The organism is Psychroserpens sp. BH13MA-6 (genome assembly GCF_052983595.1).
This window is the reverse complement of sequence record NZ_JBRJGE010000009.1, coordinates 1-16,462: the sequence shown is the minus strand read 5'-3', so window position 1 is coordinate 16,462 and position 16,462 is coordinate 1. Positions and strand designations below refer to the sequence as shown.

16 protein-coding genes are annotated in these 16,462 nt (G+C 35.9%); 11 read left to right on the top strand and 5 right to left on the bottom strand.

Going from position 1 to position 16,462, the window contains the following annotated elements; translation table 11 throughout:
• Position 1 precedes the first annotated feature (1 nt).
• Positions 2–847 carry a transketolase gene (locus ACU8DI_RS14440; protein WP_447113500.1) on the bottom strand — a complete coding sequence of 282 codons (846 nt, stop codon included), beginning with the start codon at positions 845–847 and terminating at the stop codon, positions 2–4.
• A gap of 223 nt (positions 848–1,070) precedes the next feature.
• Here ACU8DI_RS14440 and tgt point away from each other — a divergent pair, with 223 nt between their 5' ends.
• The 11 genes from tgt (at position 1,071) to ACU8DI_RS14385 (ending at position 12,594) form a co-directional block, all read left to right on the top strand.
• A complete protein-coding gene (gene tgt, locus ACU8DI_RS14435; RefSeq protein WP_447113499.1) occupies positions 1,071–2,201 on the top strand; it encodes a tRNA guanosine(34) transglycosylase Tgt in 1,131 nt (376 codons plus the stop codon).
• A 2-nt stretch (positions 2,202–2,203) separates the two neighbouring features.
• The gene (locus ACU8DI_RS14430) at positions 2,204–3,274 is read left to right on the top strand and encodes an LptF/LptG family permease (protein ID WP_447113498.1); all 1,071 of its coding nucleotides are present in this window, start codon (positions 2,204–2,206) and stop codon (positions 3,272–3,274) included.
• Positions 3,261–4,175, top strand: a complete 915-nt coding sequence (locus tag ACU8DI_RS14425; RefSeq protein ID WP_447113497.1) for a DMT family transporter — start codon at positions 3,261–3,263, stop codon at positions 4,173–4,175. Before ACU8DI_RS14430 ends, ACU8DI_RS14425 begins: the two co-directional genes overlap by 14 nt.
• A gap of 58 nt (positions 4,176–4,233) precedes the next feature.
• Positions 4,234–5,187, top strand: coding sequence for an acetyl-CoA carboxylase carboxyltransferase subunit alpha (locus tag ACU8DI_RS14420; RefSeq protein ID WP_447113496.1), 954 nt, complete (start codon positions 4,234–4,236; stop codon positions 5,185–5,187).
• 166 nt (positions 5,188–5,353) lie between these two features.
• Positions 5,354–6,892 carry a replicative DNA helicase gene (dnaB, locus tag ACU8DI_RS14415; RefSeq protein ID WP_447113495.1) on the top strand — a complete coding sequence of 513 codons (1,539 nt, stop codon included), beginning with the start codon at positions 5,354–5,356 and terminating at the stop codon, positions 6,890–6,892.
• Between the two features lie 68 nt (positions 6,893–6,960).
• Positions 6,961–8,004, top strand: a complete 1,044-nt coding sequence (locus ACU8DI_RS14410; RefSeq protein ID WP_447113494.1) for an AI-2E family transporter — start codon at positions 6,961–6,963, stop codon at positions 8,002–8,004.
• A 57-nt stretch (positions 8,005–8,061) separates the two neighbouring features.
• Positions 8,062–8,985, top strand: coding sequence for an aminotransferase class IV (locus tag ACU8DI_RS14405; RefSeq protein ID WP_447113493.1), 924 nt, complete (start codon positions 8,062–8,064; stop codon positions 8,983–8,985).
• A complete protein-coding gene (locus ACU8DI_RS14400; RefSeq protein ID WP_447113492.1) occupies positions 8,972–9,703 on the top strand; it encodes a sulfotransferase-like domain-containing protein in 732 nt (243 codons plus the stop codon). The genes ACU8DI_RS14405 and ACU8DI_RS14400 overlap by 14 nt, the downstream gene beginning before the upstream one ends.
• Before the next feature lie 101 nt (positions 9,704–9,804).
• Positions 9,805–11,064 carry an asparagine synthetase B gene (locus tag ACU8DI_RS14395; protein WP_447113491.1) on the top strand — a complete coding sequence of 420 codons (1,260 nt, stop codon included), beginning with the start codon at positions 9,805–9,807 and terminating at the stop codon, positions 11,062–11,064.
• Positions 11,065–11,232: 168 nt separating this feature from the next.
• A complete protein-coding gene (locus ACU8DI_RS14390) occupies positions 11,233–11,511 on the top strand; it encodes an EF-hand domain-containing protein (protein ID WP_447113490.1) in 279 nt (92 codons plus the stop codon).
• Positions 11,512–11,517: 6 nt separating this feature from the next.
• Positions 11,518–12,594, top strand: coding sequence for an adenylate/guanylate cyclase domain-containing protein (locus ACU8DI_RS14385; RefSeq protein ID WP_447113489.1), 1,077 nt, complete (start codon positions 11,518–11,520; stop codon positions 12,592–12,594).
• Between the two features lie 404 nt (positions 12,595–12,998).
• Here ACU8DI_RS14385 and rplT read toward each other — a convergent pair whose 3' ends face one another.
• The 4 genes from rplT to thrS form a co-directional block, all read right to left on the bottom strand.
• The gene (gene rplT / locus ACU8DI_RS14380; protein WP_447113488.1) at positions 12,999–13,343 is read right to left on the bottom strand and encodes a 50S ribosomal protein L20; all 345 of its coding nucleotides are present in this window, start codon (positions 13,341–13,343) and stop codon (positions 12,999–13,001) included.
• A gap of 102 nt (positions 13,344–13,445) precedes the next feature.
• Complete coding sequence (gene rpmI / locus ACU8DI_RS14375) at positions 13,446–13,643, bottom strand: 50S ribosomal protein L35 (protein ID WP_447113487.1); 198 nt, start codon at positions 13,641–13,643, stop codon at positions 13,446–13,448.
• Between the two features lie 55 nt (positions 13,644–13,698).
• Positions 13,699–14,250 (bottom strand): translation initiation factor IF-3, encoded by a 552-nt coding sequence (gene infC, locus ACU8DI_RS14370; RefSeq protein WP_447113529.1) that lies wholly within the window; start codon positions 14,248–14,250, stop codon positions 13,699–13,701.
• 30 nt (positions 14,251–14,280) lie between these two features.
• Positions 14,281–16,224, bottom strand: coding sequence for a threonine--tRNA ligase (thrS, locus tag ACU8DI_RS14365; RefSeq protein WP_447113486.1), 1,944 nt, complete (start codon positions 16,222–16,224; stop codon positions 14,281–14,283).
• Between the last annotated feature and the right edge of the window lie 238 nt (positions 16,225–16,462).

The following is a 16,462-nucleotide window of genomic DNA, read 5'->3' as shown; positions in this document are numbered from 1 at the left end:
ATTAATAGTCGCCTAAGGTTTCTGGGTTTTGAGATAATCCTTCCGCCAATTGTTCATCATTAGGAGCCTTACCGTGCCAGGCATGTGTATGCATCATAAAGTCTACACCATTACCCATAACCGTTTTCAAAAGGACACATACAGGTTTTCCTTTACCCGTAAGAGATTTGGCAGTTGTCATACCGTCTAGGATAGCTTCAATATCATTGCCTTTTTCGATGGACACCACAGTCCATCCAAAAGCTTCAAACTTCGCTTTTAAACTACCCATAGGAAGAACGTCATCTGTGGCACCATCAATTTGTTGTCCGTTAAGATCGACGGTTGCAATAATATTGTCTACATTATTTGCAGAAGCGTACATAATCGCTTCCCAATTTTGCCCTTCCTGTAGCTCACCATCACCATGTAAACTATAAATTAAGTGCTGGTCTTTATTGAGTTTTTTACTTTGAGCTGCACCCAAAGCAACACTCATACCTTGACCTAAAGAACCAGAAGCAATGCGCACACCAGGTAAACCTTCATGAGTTGTTGGGTGCCCTTGTAAGCGAGAGTTGATTAATCGGAATGTATTTAATTCTTCCACTGGAAAATATCCGGATCTGGCAAGTACGCTATAAAATACTGGAGAAATATGGCCGTTAGAGAGGAAAAATAAATCTTCTCCGATACCGTCCATATCAAAAGTATCCTTTCTATCAAGTAGCTCTTGATAAAGTGCTACAAAAAATTCTGCGCATCCCAAGGAACCACCAGGATGTCCCGAGTTAACTTTATGTACCATACGTAGAATATCTCTACGAACTTGTGTTGTTAAATCTTGTAATTGTTGAGTGTTAGGCATATGATTAAAGTGAGTAAATTCAGGGTCAAAAATAGTGGTTTCATAAGCCTAATCAAAAATTGAAACGAATCACTTATTAACGATTTTAATCAGTTGCTAACAATTTAATTCATATTCAAATTATCAGACCGTGGTTTTAAGTTTTCCGTAGGATAAATTTATTAAATGTTTAAGACCTTAATAAAGTGATATAATTATCTTTGCCCACTGATGACCTTTTTTTATGAATTTTGAATTAAAAGCAAACGATACTCAAAGTAAGGCAAGAGCTGGTGTGATAACAACAGATCATGGCCCTATTGAGACACCTATATTTATGCCTGTAGGAACTGTAGCCTCGGTAAAAGGCGTACATCAGCGAGAACTTAAAAATGATATTAATCCTGATATTATTCTAGGTAACACCTATCATTTATACCTCAGACCTCAAACGCCTATACTAGAAAAAGCAGGTGGCTTGCACAAATTTATGAATTGGGATCGCAATATTCTTACGGATTCTGGAGGTTATCAAGTGTACTCATTATCTGCCAATAGAAAAATCAAAGAGGAAGGTGTCAAATTTAAATCACATATTGACGGTAGTTACCATGTCTTTACACCTGAAAATGTAATGGATATCCAGCGCAGTATTGGTGCAGACATCATTATGGCATTTGATGAATGCACACCTTATCCTTGTGATTATAATTATGCCAAACGTTCTATGCACATGACACATCGTTGGTTGGAACGCTGTTTGACACACTTAGATAAGACACCTTTCAAATATGATTATGAGCAAGTCTTTTTTCCAATTGTACAAGGAAGTACGTATAAAGATTTAAGACAACAATCGGCTGAATATATTGCCAATGCTGGTGCACAAGGAAATGCCATTGGCGGACTCTCAGTTGGAGAACCTGCTGAGGAGATGTATGCTATGACCGATGTGGTTTGCGACATTCTTCCTTGGGACAAACCGCGATATCTTATGGGTGTAGGAACACCGATAAACATTCTTGAAAACATCGCTTTAGGAGTGGATATGTTCGATTGTGTGATGCCAACGAGAAATGCTAGAAACGGCATGCTGTTTACAGCACATGGCACCATTAACATTAAGAATTTAAAATGGGCCGACGATTTCTCGCCCATAGATGAGATGGGAATAACGTTTGTTGATACTGAATACAGCAAAGCCTATTTACGACACCTGTTTACTGTTAATGAATTATTGGGTAAACAAATTGCCACCATTCATAATCTCGGTTTTTATATGTGGTTGGTAAGAGAGGCAAGAAAGCATATCTTAGCTGGAGATTTCAGAGCATGGAAAGAAAAGATGGTCAAACAAATGGATAATCGCTTGTAATTTTGAAGATACTAGATTGGTACATATTAAAACGTTATCTCTTCACATTCTTGATGATGTTACTACTGTTTATTCCAATTGGAATCACGGTGAACCTCGCAGAGAAAATTGGAAAAATACTAGAGCGTGAAGTTCCATTCCCAGCAGTAGCACAATATTATTTGGATTTTACCATCTATTTTGCCAATCTTCTGTTTCCTATTTTTTTGTTCTTATCAGTCATTTGGTTTACATCAAAATTAGCCAACAATACAGAAATAGTCGCATTTTTAAGTTCGGGTGTCTCATTTTGGAGATTCTTAAGGCCTTATATGATAGGCGCTACCATTGTTGCGGTTTTCGCTTTAATAATGGGATTATACTTAGCACCCAAGGCAAGCAAAGGCTTCAATCAATTTAAATATAAATACTTGAAGAATAATTCTGAAGTCGTTAAAACGGATAATATTTACAGGCAAATCAATGATCATGATTATATCTATGTGAGTAATTTTAACCCAGTGAGTAAAAGAGGTGTGAATTTCAGCTTAGAACATTTTGAGGATAATGAACTGAAATATAAAATTACCGCTAATTCCATAAAATATAACGATTCCATGTACCGTTTAATGACCTACACAAAACGTACCTTTGGAAAGCAAGGCGATATTCTTGAAACGACCAGAAGAAAAGACACCATTCTTCCATTTGATGCTGAAGATTTGACACCCGTAGAGTATATTGCGGAAACCTTACAATACAAGGAGTTGATTCATTTTATTGAGAAGGAACGAATGAGAGGATCTTCAAATATTGGAAGGTATCTCGTAGTGAAATATAAAAAGTGGAGCTTACCTGTTTCTGTGTTCATTTTGACCATTATTGCAGTGGCTGTATCTTCTATCAAAAGACGTGGTGGTATGGGTGTTAATCTAGCATTCGGAATTACGATTGCGATGGTTTTTGTTTTCTTCGATAAAGTGTTTGGTGTCATGGCAGAACAATCTAGTTTTAGTCCCCTTGTCGCTGTATGGTTTCCTAATGTTGTTTTTGGTATCTTAGCGGTATATCTGCTATTCAATGCCAAACGCTAAACTTAAAAATTATCTCCATTTACATGTTCTGGTATTTATTGCAGGATTCACTGCTATTTTGGGTGAACTAATATCCATCGGTTCAACGGCCTTGGTATGGTACAGAATGCTTATAGCAGGTGTGCTTATGTATGGTTATATTAAAGTTGTTAAATTGAATATCAACGTTTCTTTGAAATCGAAGCTACAATTTTTTGGTGCTGGTATTATTATCGCCTTACACTGGATTACCTTCTTTGAAGCCATTAACCAATCCAACGTCTCAATTACCTTAGCTATGTTTTCTACGGGTGCCTTTTTCGCATCATTCATAGAACCTATAATATATAAGCGAAAAATCATTTGGTTCGAAATTTTCTTCGGAATACTGGTAATCATTGGGGTGTTTTTAATTACACAAAGTGAAATAAACTATTTGAACGGTATCTTATTAGGTCTTGTGTCGGCTTTGTGTTCAGCATTGTTTGCAGTCATTAATGGAAAGTTTATCCAACAACACTCAGCAACAACGATTTCATTTTATGAATTCGTTAGTGGTGTCTTATTTTTGTCGGTTTTTATTATCATTTTCAATGACGGGTTTTCAGTGAGTTTTTTCGAATTGAAAACTATGGATTGGATCTATCTCTTTATTTTGGCATCTGTCTGCACCGCTTATGCCTTCATTGGATCGGTCAAGGTTATGAAGTATGTGAGTCCATACACGGTTATGCTTACTTATAATTTGGAACCTATTTATGGGATAGCCATGGCAGTGTTGCTATTTCCTGATACAGAATTGATGAGTTCACAATTTTATTATGGCGCATTTTTGATATTAGCGACCGTTATAGCTGATGGGTTCCTAAAAACTAAAAAGCCCATTAAAAAGCGAAAGATCTTAACAAATAAACCCAATTAAAGTTTTTATATTTGCACTGACTAACTAACCACTAATTAAGAATTAAATCAATATTTCAATGGAATATTTAGATTTTGAATTACCCATTAAAGAATTACAAGAGCAACTCGAAAAATGCCAATTGATAGGAGAGGAGAGTGAAGTAGATGTGACTCAGACTTGTAAGAAAATAGAAAAGAAACTCGTTGAAACCAAAAAGGAAATTTATAAGAATTTGACACCTTGGCAACGCGTACAACTGTCCAGACATCCAGATAGACCTTATACCTTAGATCATATTAAAGCGCTTTGCGGTGATTCCTTCTTGGAATTGCATGGCGATCGTAATGTAAAGGACGATAAAGCGATGATTGGTGGTCTTGGAAAGATTGGCGATCAATCTTATATGTTTATTGGTCAGCAAAAAGGCTATAATACTAAAACCAGACAATATCGTAATTTTGGGATGTCAAACCCTGAAGGCTACAGAAAAGCATTGCGCTTGATGAAATCTGCTGAAAAGTTTGGAATTCCGGTGGTTACTTTAATTGATACTCCTGGTGCATATCCTGGCCTTGAAGCGGAAGAGCGCGGACAAGGAGAAGCCATTGCTAGAAATATTCTAGAAATGACACGTTTAAAAGTGCCTATAATTACGGTAATTATAGGTGAAGGTGCTTCTGGTGGTGCTTTAGGAATTGGTGTTGGAGATAAAGTACTCATGTTAGAAAATACGTGGTACTCTGTTATTTCACCAGAATCTTGCTCTTCTATTTTATGGCGAAGTTGGGAATATAAGGAACAAGCTGCAGAAGCATTAAAGCTGACAGCGCCAGACATGAAAAAATTGAAATTGGTAGATGATATTATCAAAGAACCACTCGGTGGTGCTCATAATGATAGAGAGGCGACTTTCTTATCTGTAAAAAAGGCTATCGAAAAGAATTATGAGGAACTTAAAAACTTATCACCAACAGATTTGGTGGCTCAACGCATGGATAAATATTTAGGCATGGGTGTTTTTAAAGGCTAATCCTTATGATTCAGCGCATTTAAAAAACTGAAACAATCTGTTTCGGTTTTTTTTATTGCTATTAACAATATAATCAAGTTATTAACAGTTAAATTGTTGATGACTTGTTAAGATTGAAAATTTGTAAAATTCAATTTTAGTTGACAATTTAGTTACATTCGCAGTTATGAAACAACCAAACCAAATGCAAGGCTATAAGGTCGATAAAAGTACGATTATTAGCTTAGAGAAAGGTAAAATACCACCTCAAGCTATTGATTTAGAGGAAGTTGTGCTTGGAGCAATGATGATTGATAAAAAAGGTGTTGATGAAGTCATCGATATCTTAAGTCCGGATGCATTTTACAAGGAAGCACATAAACATATCTTCGAAGCTATTTTCAAATTATTTGAAAATAGTGAACCCGTCGATTTATTAACCGTTTCTAGTCAACTGAAAAAGGACGCCAAATTGGATTTGGTTGGTGGTGATTTTTACCTTATTTCATTGACCCAGAGAGTGTCATCATCAGCGCATATAGAATTTCACGCGCGAATCATTCTTCAAAAATACATTCAGCGTAGTCTCATCAAAATTTCTAATGAAATTATTGAAGAAGCGTACGATGAAACCAAGGATGTTTTTGATTTATTAGACAATGCAGAAGCGAAGCTCTACGAAGTCACACAAGGTAACGTCAAGAAGTCTACCGAAACAGCTCAGAGTTTGGTGATCCAAGCTAAAAAGAAAATTGAAGAGATTTCTAATAAGGAAGGTTTAAGTGGTATACCAACTGGATTTACCAAACTTGATAGATTAACTTCAGGTTGGCAACCAAGTGATTTGATCATTGTTGCTGCACGTCCAGGTATGGGTAAAACGGCTTTGACACTTACTATGGCAAGAAATATTGCCGTCAACACTAATATTCCAGTGGCGTTTTTCTCGCTAGAGATGTCTTCAGTACAGTTAATTACCCGTTTGATTTCTTCGGAAACAGGGCTGTCTTCAGAGAAATTAAGAACTGGTAAATTAGAAAAGCATGAATGGGAGCAATTAAATGTCAAGGTTAAAACTTTAGAAAAGGCACCACTATTTATTGATGATACACCATCCTTATCAATTTTTGATTTGCGTGCAAAGGCACGTCGATTGGCATCTCAATACGGTATCAAAATGATCATGATTGATTATCTGCAATTGATGACCGCAGGAGGCAGTCAAAAAGGCGGAAATCGTGAACAGGAAATTTCGATGATTTCTCGAAATCTAAAAGCATTAGCCAAAGAATTAAATGTTCCGGTTATCGCATTATCACAGTTATCACGTGCCGTAGAGACTCGTGGAGGAAGCAAACGTCCTCTGTTATCTGATTTACGTGAATCGGGTGCGATTGAGCAAGATGCGGATATCGTGAGTTTTATCTATCGTCCAGAATATTATAAAATTGAAGAATGGGATGACGAAGAGCGTTCACCAACAGAAGGACAGGGTGAATTTATCGTTGCAAAGCACAGAAATGGTGGTTTGGAAAATATCCGATTGAAATTTATCGGACACCTTGGTAAGTTCGATAATCTTGACGATTTTGACACACCGTTCGGTGAATTCCATTCAAAAATGAACGCTGCAGCCAACGATGATACGTTTAAACCGGAGAACTTCCCTTCGGCTAATGATGCTTTCGGTCCATCTGAAGAAGATGATAATGATGTACCATTTTAAGATTTTTTAAGATATTAAGACAACTTAATAACTTAAATTTGCGTTTCAGCTAAAACAACGATTGCCTCATGTTAGAACAACGACGTACCACAAATATCCTACTGCTTTTTATGGTTGTACCTTTAGTATTTTATCTACTAAAGATTTTGTCGTTTATTTTTATTCCATTGATTTCTTCCATGTTTATTGCATTGTTGTTTCTACCGCTTATGCGTTGGTTAGGACGTCGAAATGTGCCGAGATTAATTAGTATTATAATTGTTATTGCCCTGATAGTTATGGGTGTTTTGATAGGTATAGAATTGGTACAATTATCAAGTAAGCAAATATTATCCAACCAATCTGGATTCTTTGGAAAGGCTGAAGTAAAGATTAACGACCTGATGTTGTATATGCAAAATAAGTTTGGCGTGGAGTACAATACTGATGGAAATTTTCTCGGACAATTTTTAGAGCGGGATAATATTGGGACGACCTTTGATTTTGTAAGAAAGTTTTTAACGAATATCCTAATGATTACCTTTTTTACGATTCTTTGGCTTTCCGAATCAATCAATATGCATAAGGTGTTGAACAATACCATTTTGAAGCAGAAGCATACGTCTATAAAGGCATTTATGAAGATTGAAAAAGACTTGATAACTTTTATAAAAGTAAAGTTCCTAGTCAGTCTACTTACAGGAATTTTTACGGGTTTAGCTTGCGTCTTTTTTGATGTTAGTTTCCCTATTTTCTGGGGTCTTTTTGCCTTTCTGATCAATTTTGTTCAAATGGTAGGATCGTTTATTTCCGTCATCTTACTGTCAATTTTTGCGTTTGTAGAGTTGGATCCAACGAGTACTTTGCTCTTCTTTATCATATCCATTACGGGTGTTCAAGTTTTATTTGGTGCTATATTGGAGCCTATTTTTATGGGAAAATCGTTCTCCATCAATGTCATTACAGTACTCATCATGTTGATGCTTTGGGGTTTTATTTGGGGAATTCCAGGATTGATTATGGCGATACCTATTACGGTTTTTGTGAAAATTATCTTGGAACAATTTCCGAATACTAGAGTTTTAGCGTCCTTACTCTCTGGTCCTGAACGGAAGGTCAAACCACTCAAATAAGCTATTAAACCTACACTTTTTTAAGTATCTTACCGATGTAAATTTAAAACATATGGTATGGTTCATGGAACGCATAATGCGGAAGCTGATGATAGAAATAATCACGTAAAGATATTTATCAATGGCAGCTTCCATCATCGTGAAGATGCGAAGATTTCTGTTTTTGATAGCGGTTATTTGGTAGGTGATGGTATTTGGGAAGCCTTGCGTTTGCACAAAGGTGTTCTTGTATTTTTGGACGAACATCTCAATCGTATGTGGACTGCCGCTGCGACTGTCGGCATGCAATTACCATTCTCAAAAAAAGAACTCACTCAGACCATATGGAACGTCTTAAAGGAAAATCAAATGAACGATCATGTTCATGTGAGAATTATGATCACACGTGGTATTAAGAAAACACCATCTCAAGATCCGAGATTGACCATTTCAGGACCGAATCTGGTCATCATCCCTGAGTATAAGAAAGCTTCCGAAGAAAGCAAGCATAAAGGAATTACCTTATTTACTAGCAGCATCCGAAGAGGGTCTCCAGATTATTTGGACCCTAAGCTTAATTGCCATAGTAAACTTCATGAAGTTCAAGCCTTAATACAAGCCATAGAAGCAGGTGCCGATGAAGCACTTATGTTAGATGTGAATGGGTTTGTGTCTACTTGTAATGCTACTAATTTCTTTATGGTCAAAGATGGCGAAGTTTGGACTTCTACAGGTCAATACTGTATGAATGGAATCACGAGGGCGAAAGTCATTGAAGCTTGTCAAAAGCACCAAATTGTTTGTCATCAAAAGAACTTTTCGCTATTTGATGTGTATGGCGCAGATGAAGCATTTGTGACTGGGACTTTTGGCGGATTAACGCCTGTCACGAAGATTGATGGTAGAACGATTGGATCTGGAACTTTTGGAGAAATGACTAAGACCTTGAGCCAACTATATCAAAACTTAATTACTGAAGCTATCCAAGATGCCACACAATAACATCAATCGAATCGCACTCTGGTCTGGACCTAGAAATATTTCTACGGCTTTGATGTACAGTTTTGCGCAAAGGTTAGACACCAAGGTTTTTGATGAACCTTTGTATGCCTATTATCTCAGAAATTCTGAGGCAAAAGCATATCATCCAGGTGCAGAAACTATTTTGAATACTATGGAAAATGATGGTTCAAAGGTGGTAGAGCTGATGATGAATACAGCTGATAAACCCGTCTTATTTTTTAAAAACATGACCCATCATCTTCTAGATTTGGATAGAAGTTTCATGAAACACATGACCAATATTATTCTTACAAGAGACCCGAGAGACATGTTGCCTTCATTTGATAAAGTCATAAGTCATCCCAACATGTATGACGTGGGTTATAAAATGCATATTGATTTGTTAGAGTATTTCGAACAACATAAGATAGCTTATGTGGTATTGGATGCTAAAAATGTACTGCTAAACCCAGAACGCGTCTTAACTCAATTATGTGAGCAGACAGGGATTACTTTTGATAAACGAATGTTAACATGGCAGCCATCTAAACGTGAAGAAGACGGAGTCTGGGCAAAATATTGGTATCAGAGTGTGCATAATTCATCGGGTTTCGAGACGTATCAACCCAAGACGGAAGCATTTCCTGAACATCTAAAACCCTTATTAAAGGAATGTCAGCCTTATTACAATCGTTTGAAAGAATTGGCGTTAACTTAATACAATAGATTTTACTTAAAAAAACATAAAACTATATTAAACCCTTTAGCTTAGGAATAATTTTTGAGTATATTTCAATTGTAAAAAATGACTGAATTAGAATGAAAAAGCCACTACTTATATTGTTTTTATTACTCATAGCATTACCATCTTATGCCTCCTATATTTTGATTCCGATGGATGCGGAAGGACAGGATAATCACCTCAAAGCTTACGGAGTGACTTATTGGACCCTTGAAAAGCAACTAAAAGTTAAATGGCTGCTAAATTATAAGGGAGGTTCTTTTTTATTACCAGATTCTGAAGAAATTAGGCGAGAATGTCAAATTAGAGGGGTGAGTTTTGAAGTGATTTCAGATAGTAAGACTGAGGAAATTCTCAATATGATTGCGAGTCCGTCCCAAAACATGGAGGCGGTTGTTCTAGAAAAAGCACCAAAAATAGCCGTTTATACGCCTAAAGGATTGCAACCATGGGACGATGCGGTAACCATGGTTCTTACTTACGCCGAGATTCCCTACGAAACGGTATATGATGAAGAGGTACTGAATGATGCATTACTACTTTATGATTGGTTGCATTTGCATCATGAAGATTTTACAGGACAATACGGAAAGTTTTATAGAGCATATCGCTCAGCTTCTTGGTATATTCAAGAAAAAAAAGAAGCAGAAGAATTAGCCGCACGCCTTGGTTATAATAAGGTGTCTGAGGAAAAACTTGCGGTAGCACAAAAAATCAGGGATTATGTTATTGGAGGTGGTTTTATGTTTGCCATGTGTAGTGCTACAGATAGTTTTGATATCGCTTTATCTGCAGACGGTGTAGATATTTGCGAACCTATGTTCGATGGCGACGGTAGTGATCCAGGCTATCAAAACAAAATCGATTATTCAAGAACTTTTGCGTTTAAAGATTTTTTATTGGAAACCAGTCCTAATGTCTATGAGTTTTCGTCCATAGATATGACGCGAAAACGACGAATTCCAAAAATGACCGATTACTTTTCACTTATGGAATTTTCAGCAAAATGGGATCCCATTCCTTCCATGCTATGTCAAAATCATACCGCTTTGGTAAAAGGATTTATGGGACAAACCACCTCGTTCACAAGGGAGGAAATAAAATCCAATGTTTTAGTGATGGGTGAAAACAAGACTAACGGTGAAGCCAAATATATTCACGGTATTAAAGGAAAAGGATTTTTTACCTTTTATGGTGGTCATGATCCTGAAGATTATACCCATAAAGTAGGCGATCCTAAAACAGAATTGGACTTGCATCCAACATCACCAGGATATCGATTGATTCTGAACAATGTCCTTTTTCCTGCTGCTAAGAAGAAGAAACAGAAAACATAATTCTGTACAATCTTATCCGATGGATAGGTTTAAGCTAAAGACCATTTGAGGCATATATCATGGGTCAATTGTTGTCTAGTAGTTCAAATCCGTTAAATATAATGCCATTCCAATCACCATTTGAATGGCATTTTTTATACATTTAGAGAACTAATCCTATCATCTAAAATGTCTACCAAAGAGAAAATACTCAAGAAAATAGAAATATTAATCACCAACCATTTTGAATCACCTGAGGCTGCTTTCAAGTTTTTTGATAAAGATGAGAATCTCACTTTGTCCAAAACAGAAATTGTAGCCCTTCTGAAACAAGCCGAGATTAGTGGATTCATTCGCGGTATGGTATCATCGAAACTAATAGAAGGCTATGATAAAGACGGCGATGAGCAAATCAGCTGGGAAGAATTCAAATTTGCGGTAGACGAAATTATAGATAGCTCCAAATAAAAATGAATGTATAGTATTAAACAATTTTTTAAGCAGCTGATTTTCGCAATTCTATTTTGGATTGTGGCTTTTTCTGTTTTTATATTAATTCGATTCGTGGCACACGGAAGTGAGCAAGGAGAAACTTTTGTGCAAGCAAAAAATGTGGTTCCAGTAACAGAGTGGATGCACTTTGGGGTCATTCTTGGCGTGATTGTTGGCTTATTTTATGCCTTTATAGAGTTTGTTTTTGATAAACTCATTACTAAAAATATTTATTTAGGCATCGCTATTATCCTGAAGATTTCAATATATATCGTAGTGTTGATCTTTTCATTTACCCTTATTTTGAGACTGATTGAACATGATATGGATATTGATTTACCTAATGAAAGACGATGGTGGAAAGATAGTCCACTGTTTTGGCTGGCAACAGGATATTTCTTTATGTGTTCATTTATTTTCTTATTTCTGAAGCTGGCCAATGAAAAATTTGGAAAAGGTATTTTGTTTAATATGCTTATCGGTAAATACCGAAAGCCTACTGAAGAAAAACGGATTTTTATGTTTATCGATTTAAAATCTTCAACCGCTATTGCTGAAGATATCGGACATTATAAATATAGTCAGTTATTACAAGATTGTTTCTTCGACCTTAACAAAATTGTGAATCGTTACGATGGTGAAATTTATCAATACGTAGGTGATGAGGCGGTTATTAGCTGGAAATATCAAAAAGGGATTAAAAATAATAACTGCCTGGAACTTTACTTTGCTTATGCCAAACTTCTAAACAAACGCTCTAAATATTACCTCAAGAATTATGACTTAATTCCTTTTTTTAAGGCAGGTGTTCACGGTGGAAAATTAATCATTACACAAGTTGGTACTATCAAAAAGGAACTAGCATTTCATGGTGATGTTATCAATACTACCGCTCGCATTCAAGATGAGTGTAATAAATACGATGAGTCTTTATTAATCTCAGAGGAACTGTTTAATGACATCGAAGTCAAACCTAAATTCCAATTCCAAACAATTGGCGATTTATTGCTAAAAGGCAAACAAGATTCACTTAAAATATTAGCAATTACTAAATCATAGGTCTAATGGGCTCCAACATGACAACCACAGTTGGCACGACTAAAACTTTGGGTCTCTTCATGCCAACGAAAGGCTTGGTTATATTTTGAGTTTTCCCAGTAAAATTTAGAATGTTCTTTGGGATGGTTACCAATTTCATTCATAATTTCTCTATCGTAAAGTCTCCCATTTACTTTTTTTATCTTGACTAAAGGTAATAAAGACAATGAGTAGAAATAGGGTTGCGATTAAGTGAATACGTGTCATTAAATGAGTTTTGATGACACCTAAGTTAGGTATAAAAAATGACACTCTTATTCTTTCTATACCGACAGATTTAAGTAAGAAGATGGCATAAAATAAAAAACCGACTCATTTCTGAGTCGGTTTATAAGCGAATTGTTGTTATTGTTTAGGCAAATGCCTTACTTTACTTTGTTTACTATGGCTTCAAAAGCTGCTGGGTTATTCATAGCTAAATCTGCAAGTACCTTACGGTTCAATTCGATATTGTTAGCTTTTAATTTACCCATAAACTTTGAATAGCTCATTCCATGTTGTCTTGCACCAGCGTTTATACGCATAATCCAAAGTGAACGGAATGTTCTTTTTTTGTTTCTACGGTCTCTATACGAATATTGCATCGCTTTGTCAACCGCATTTTTCGCTACTGTCCAAACGTTTTTACGTCTTCCGAAGTAACCTTTTGCTTGCTTAAGAACCTTTTTTCTTCTGGCTCTTTTCGCTACTGAATTTACTGATCTTGGCATTTCTTAAATTTGTTTTTTGTAGTAGGCGGTCTTATCGACACTTGCTAAATAATTTTGCCTAACTCCAGGGTTTATAAATTGTTTTAACCGATTAAAATGAGGTTACTTTAAACGTAACATCAATTTAATATTGTCCTCATCTGCTTTGTGTACCAAAGTGTCATGAGTTAAAGCTAGCTTACGCTTTTTAGATTTTTTTGTCAATATATGACTCTTAAAAGCATGCTTTCTTTTAATCTTACCAGTGCCAGTTAGTTTAAAACGTTTCTTAGCACTTGATTTTGTTTTCATTTTAGGCATTTTCTCCTAGTTTTATTTACGTTTCGCTTATTATTTTTACGCTGAACGATTCAGCTTATTTTGCTTTTTTAGGTGCGATGAACATGGTCATTCGCTTTCCTTCCAGTCTCGGCATTTGCTCAACCTTTCCTAATTCTTCCAAGTCTTGGGCTAATCTCAATAATAAGATTTGACCTTGTTCCTTGAAAATTATGGAACGTCCTTTAAAAAACACAAAGGCTTTAAGTTTGGCACCATCCTTTAAGAATTTTTCAGCGTGTTTCTTTTTAAATTCGTAGTCATGGTCATCTGTTTGAGGACCGAAACGAATCTCTTTAATAGTCACCTTAGAAGCCTTCGCTTTAAGTGCCTTTTCACGCTTCTTTTGTTCATAAAGAAACTTCTTATAATCCATAACCTTGCATACAGGTGGATCAGCTTTTGGTGAAATTTCAACAAGATCCAATCCTTGCTCATCTGCAATGGAGAGTGCATCCTTAATTGAATAAATACCAACTTCTACATTATCACCAACAAGTCTTACCTTTTCGGCTCTAATTTTTGAGTTAATTCTGTGTTGATCCTCTTTTACAACTCTTCTCGAGTTTTGTCTTCTACGTATTGCTATGGCTTATATAATTTTAGTTAAACTTATTTCTTACTTAAATGTTTTTAATGTTTTGTTTATTTCTGTTTCAACAATATTCGCAAAGTCTTCTACACTAATCATGCCTAAATCTTGACCACCATGTTGACGCACAGAAATTTTATTTTCTTGCTCTTCGTTCTCTCCAATAATTAGCATGAATGGTATCTTGTTCATTTCCGCTTCACGGATCTTTTTACCAATGGTCTCATTTCTATTATCAGCGAGGGCGCGAATTTCGTGATTTTCTAGCAAATTTAAAACTTTTTCGGCGTATTTTTCATATTTCTCACTTAATGATAGTACAATCGCTTGCTCTGGCACGAGCCAGATAGGGAAATTTCCTCCAGTGTGTTCTAATAATACGGCTACAAAACGTTCCATACTTCCAAAAGGAGCTCTATGAATCATCACTGGTCGGTGAAGCTCATTATCACTGCCTTTGTAAGTAAGATCAAAGCGTTCGGGTAGGTTATAATCCACTTGAATGGTACCTAATTGCCAATTCCTGCCTAAGGCATCTTTTACCATAAAATCCAATTTTGGGCCATAAAAGGCAGCTTCTCCAGTTTCTACCACATAATCTAATCCTTTGTCTATGGCGGCATTTAAGATAGCGTCTTCAGCTTTTTTCCAATTTTCGTCACTACCAATGTATTTTTCAGGATGTTCTGGATCTCTCAAGGATACTTGAACCTTAAAGTTTTCGAAGCCTAAAGATCCAAAAACGTAAAGCACCAAATCGATCACATTTTTAAATTCTTCATCTAATTGATCCGGTGTACAAAAAATGTGAGCATCATCTTGGGTGAAACCTCTTACACGAGTTAAGCCATGTAACTCTCCGCTTTGCTCATACCTATACACAGTTCCAAATTCAGCATAACGCTTAGGTAGTTCTTTATATGAGAAAGGTTTAGCGTTATATATTTCGCAATGGTGTGGACAATTCATAGGTTTTAACAAAAACTCTTCGTCTTCTTTTGGTGTTGTGATAGGTTGAAAACTATCTTCGCCATATTTTGCATAATGACCAGAAGTAACATAAAGTTCTTTCTGACCAATATGAGGCGTTACGACCATTTCATATCCTGCTTTTTTCTGTGCAGATTTTAAGAAATTCTCCAAGCGCTCACGCAATGCAGCTCCCTTAGGAAGCCACAGAGGTAATCCTTGCCCAACTTTCTGTGAAAAAGTAAAGAATTCCAATTCTTTACCAAGTTTTCTATGATCTCTCTTTTTAGCCTCTTCCAAAAGCTCAAGATACTCAGTTAATTCCTTTTGTTTCGGAAATGAGATGCCATAAACACGCGTTAATTGTTTGTTGTTTTCATCACCTCTCCAGTAAGCACCAGCGACTGATAGAATTTTAACGGCCTTTATGATTCCAGTATTCGGAATATGGCCACCCCTACACAAATCAGTAAAGGTAGAATGATCACAAAATGTGATGCTTCCATCTTCTAAATTTTCAATAAGTTCAACCTTATATTCGTTATCTTGTTCCTTATACAAAGCAAGTGCGTCTGCCTTAGAAACAGATCTCATATTGAAGTCATGCTTTCCTCTGGCAATCTCAATCATTTTGTTTTCAATGGTTTTAAAATCCTTTTCGGAAATCGTATGATCATTGAAATCAACATCATAATAAAAGCCGTTCTCTATGGCTGGTCCAATTGATAATTTAACACCTGGATATAATTCTTCAAGGGCCTGTGCTAGGACGTGTGAAGAAGAATGCCAAAACGCTTTTTTTCCTTCTTCGTTGTTCCATGTATATAAAATGAGTGATCCATTTTCTGTCAATGGTGTAGTTGTTTCTATAGTTTTACCATTGAAATTTGCTGAAATCACATTTCTAGCAAATCCCTCACTGATATCTTTAGCGACCTCCATTGGAGTCGTACCTTCTGAAAAGGTTTTTATGGTGCCATCTGGCAACGTAATATCTATCATAATCGTTATCAATAATTGAAGGGGCAAAGATAGTATCTAAAATAATGACATACAATATATATTAATGTATAATATAAACGAAAGATTTTTAGAGTGTAAAAATGAGTCATTAAGAATTTCTTTTTATAGTTTAGGTTGTAAAGTACTGTAAATAAGGGTTTGTAGTTGTGTGATATTAAAAAGGGGAAAAAAAAGAGCAAAAAAGTTTTGGTTGTAAGAAAAAAAGGGTTGTATATTT

Coding starts and splice junctions, on each gene's coding strand:
- ACU8DI_RS14385 (WP_447113489.1), top strand. CDS start 11,518: ATGTATAGTATTAAACAATTTTTTAAGCAGCTGATTTTCGCAATTCTA.
- ACU8DI_RS14425 (WP_447113497.1), top strand. CDS start 3,261: ATGCCAAACGCTAAACTTAAAAATTATCTCCATTTACATGTTCTGGTA.
- ACU8DI_RS14410 (WP_447113494.1), top strand. CDS start 6,961: ATGTTAGAACAACGACGTACCACAAATATCCTACTGCTTTTTATGGTT.
- ACU8DI_RS14390 (WP_447113490.1), top strand. CDS start 11,233: ATGTCTACCAAAGAGAAAATACTCAAGAAAATAGAAATATTAATCACC.
- rplT (WP_447113488.1), bottom strand. CDS start 13,343: ATGCCAAGATCAGTAAATTCAGTAGCGAAAAGAGCCAGAAGAAAAAAG.
- dnaB (WP_447113495.1), top strand. CDS start 5,354: ATGAAACAACCAAACCAAATGCAAGGCTATAAGGTCGATAAAAGTACG.
- ACU8DI_RS14440 (WP_447113500.1), bottom strand. CDS start 847: ATGCCTAACACTCAACAATTACAAGATTTAACAACACAAGTTCGTAGA.
- ACU8DI_RS14400 (WP_447113492.1), top strand. CDS start 8,972: ATGCCACACAATAACATCAATCGAATCGCACTCTGGTCTGGACCTAGA.
- thrS (WP_447113486.1), bottom strand. CDS start 16,224: ATGATAGATATTACGTTGCCAGATGGCACCATAAAAACCTTTTCAGAA.
- ACU8DI_RS14405 (WP_447113493.1), top strand. CDS start 8,062: ATGGTTCATGGAACGCATAATGCGGAAGCTGATGATAGAAATAATCAC.
- tgt (WP_447113499.1), top strand. CDS start 1,071: ATGAATTTTGAATTAAAAGCAAACGATACTCAAAGTAAGGCAAGAGCT.
- rpmI (WP_447113487.1), bottom strand. CDS start 13,643: ATGCCTAAAATGAAAACAAAATCAAGTGCTAAGAAACGTTTTAAACTA.
- ACU8DI_RS14395 (WP_447113491.1), top strand. CDS start 9,805: ATGAAAAAGCCACTACTTATATTGTTTTTATTACTCATAGCATTACCA.
- ACU8DI_RS14420 (WP_447113496.1), top strand. CDS start 4,234: ATGGAATATTTAGATTTTGAATTACCCATTAAAGAATTACAAGAGCAA.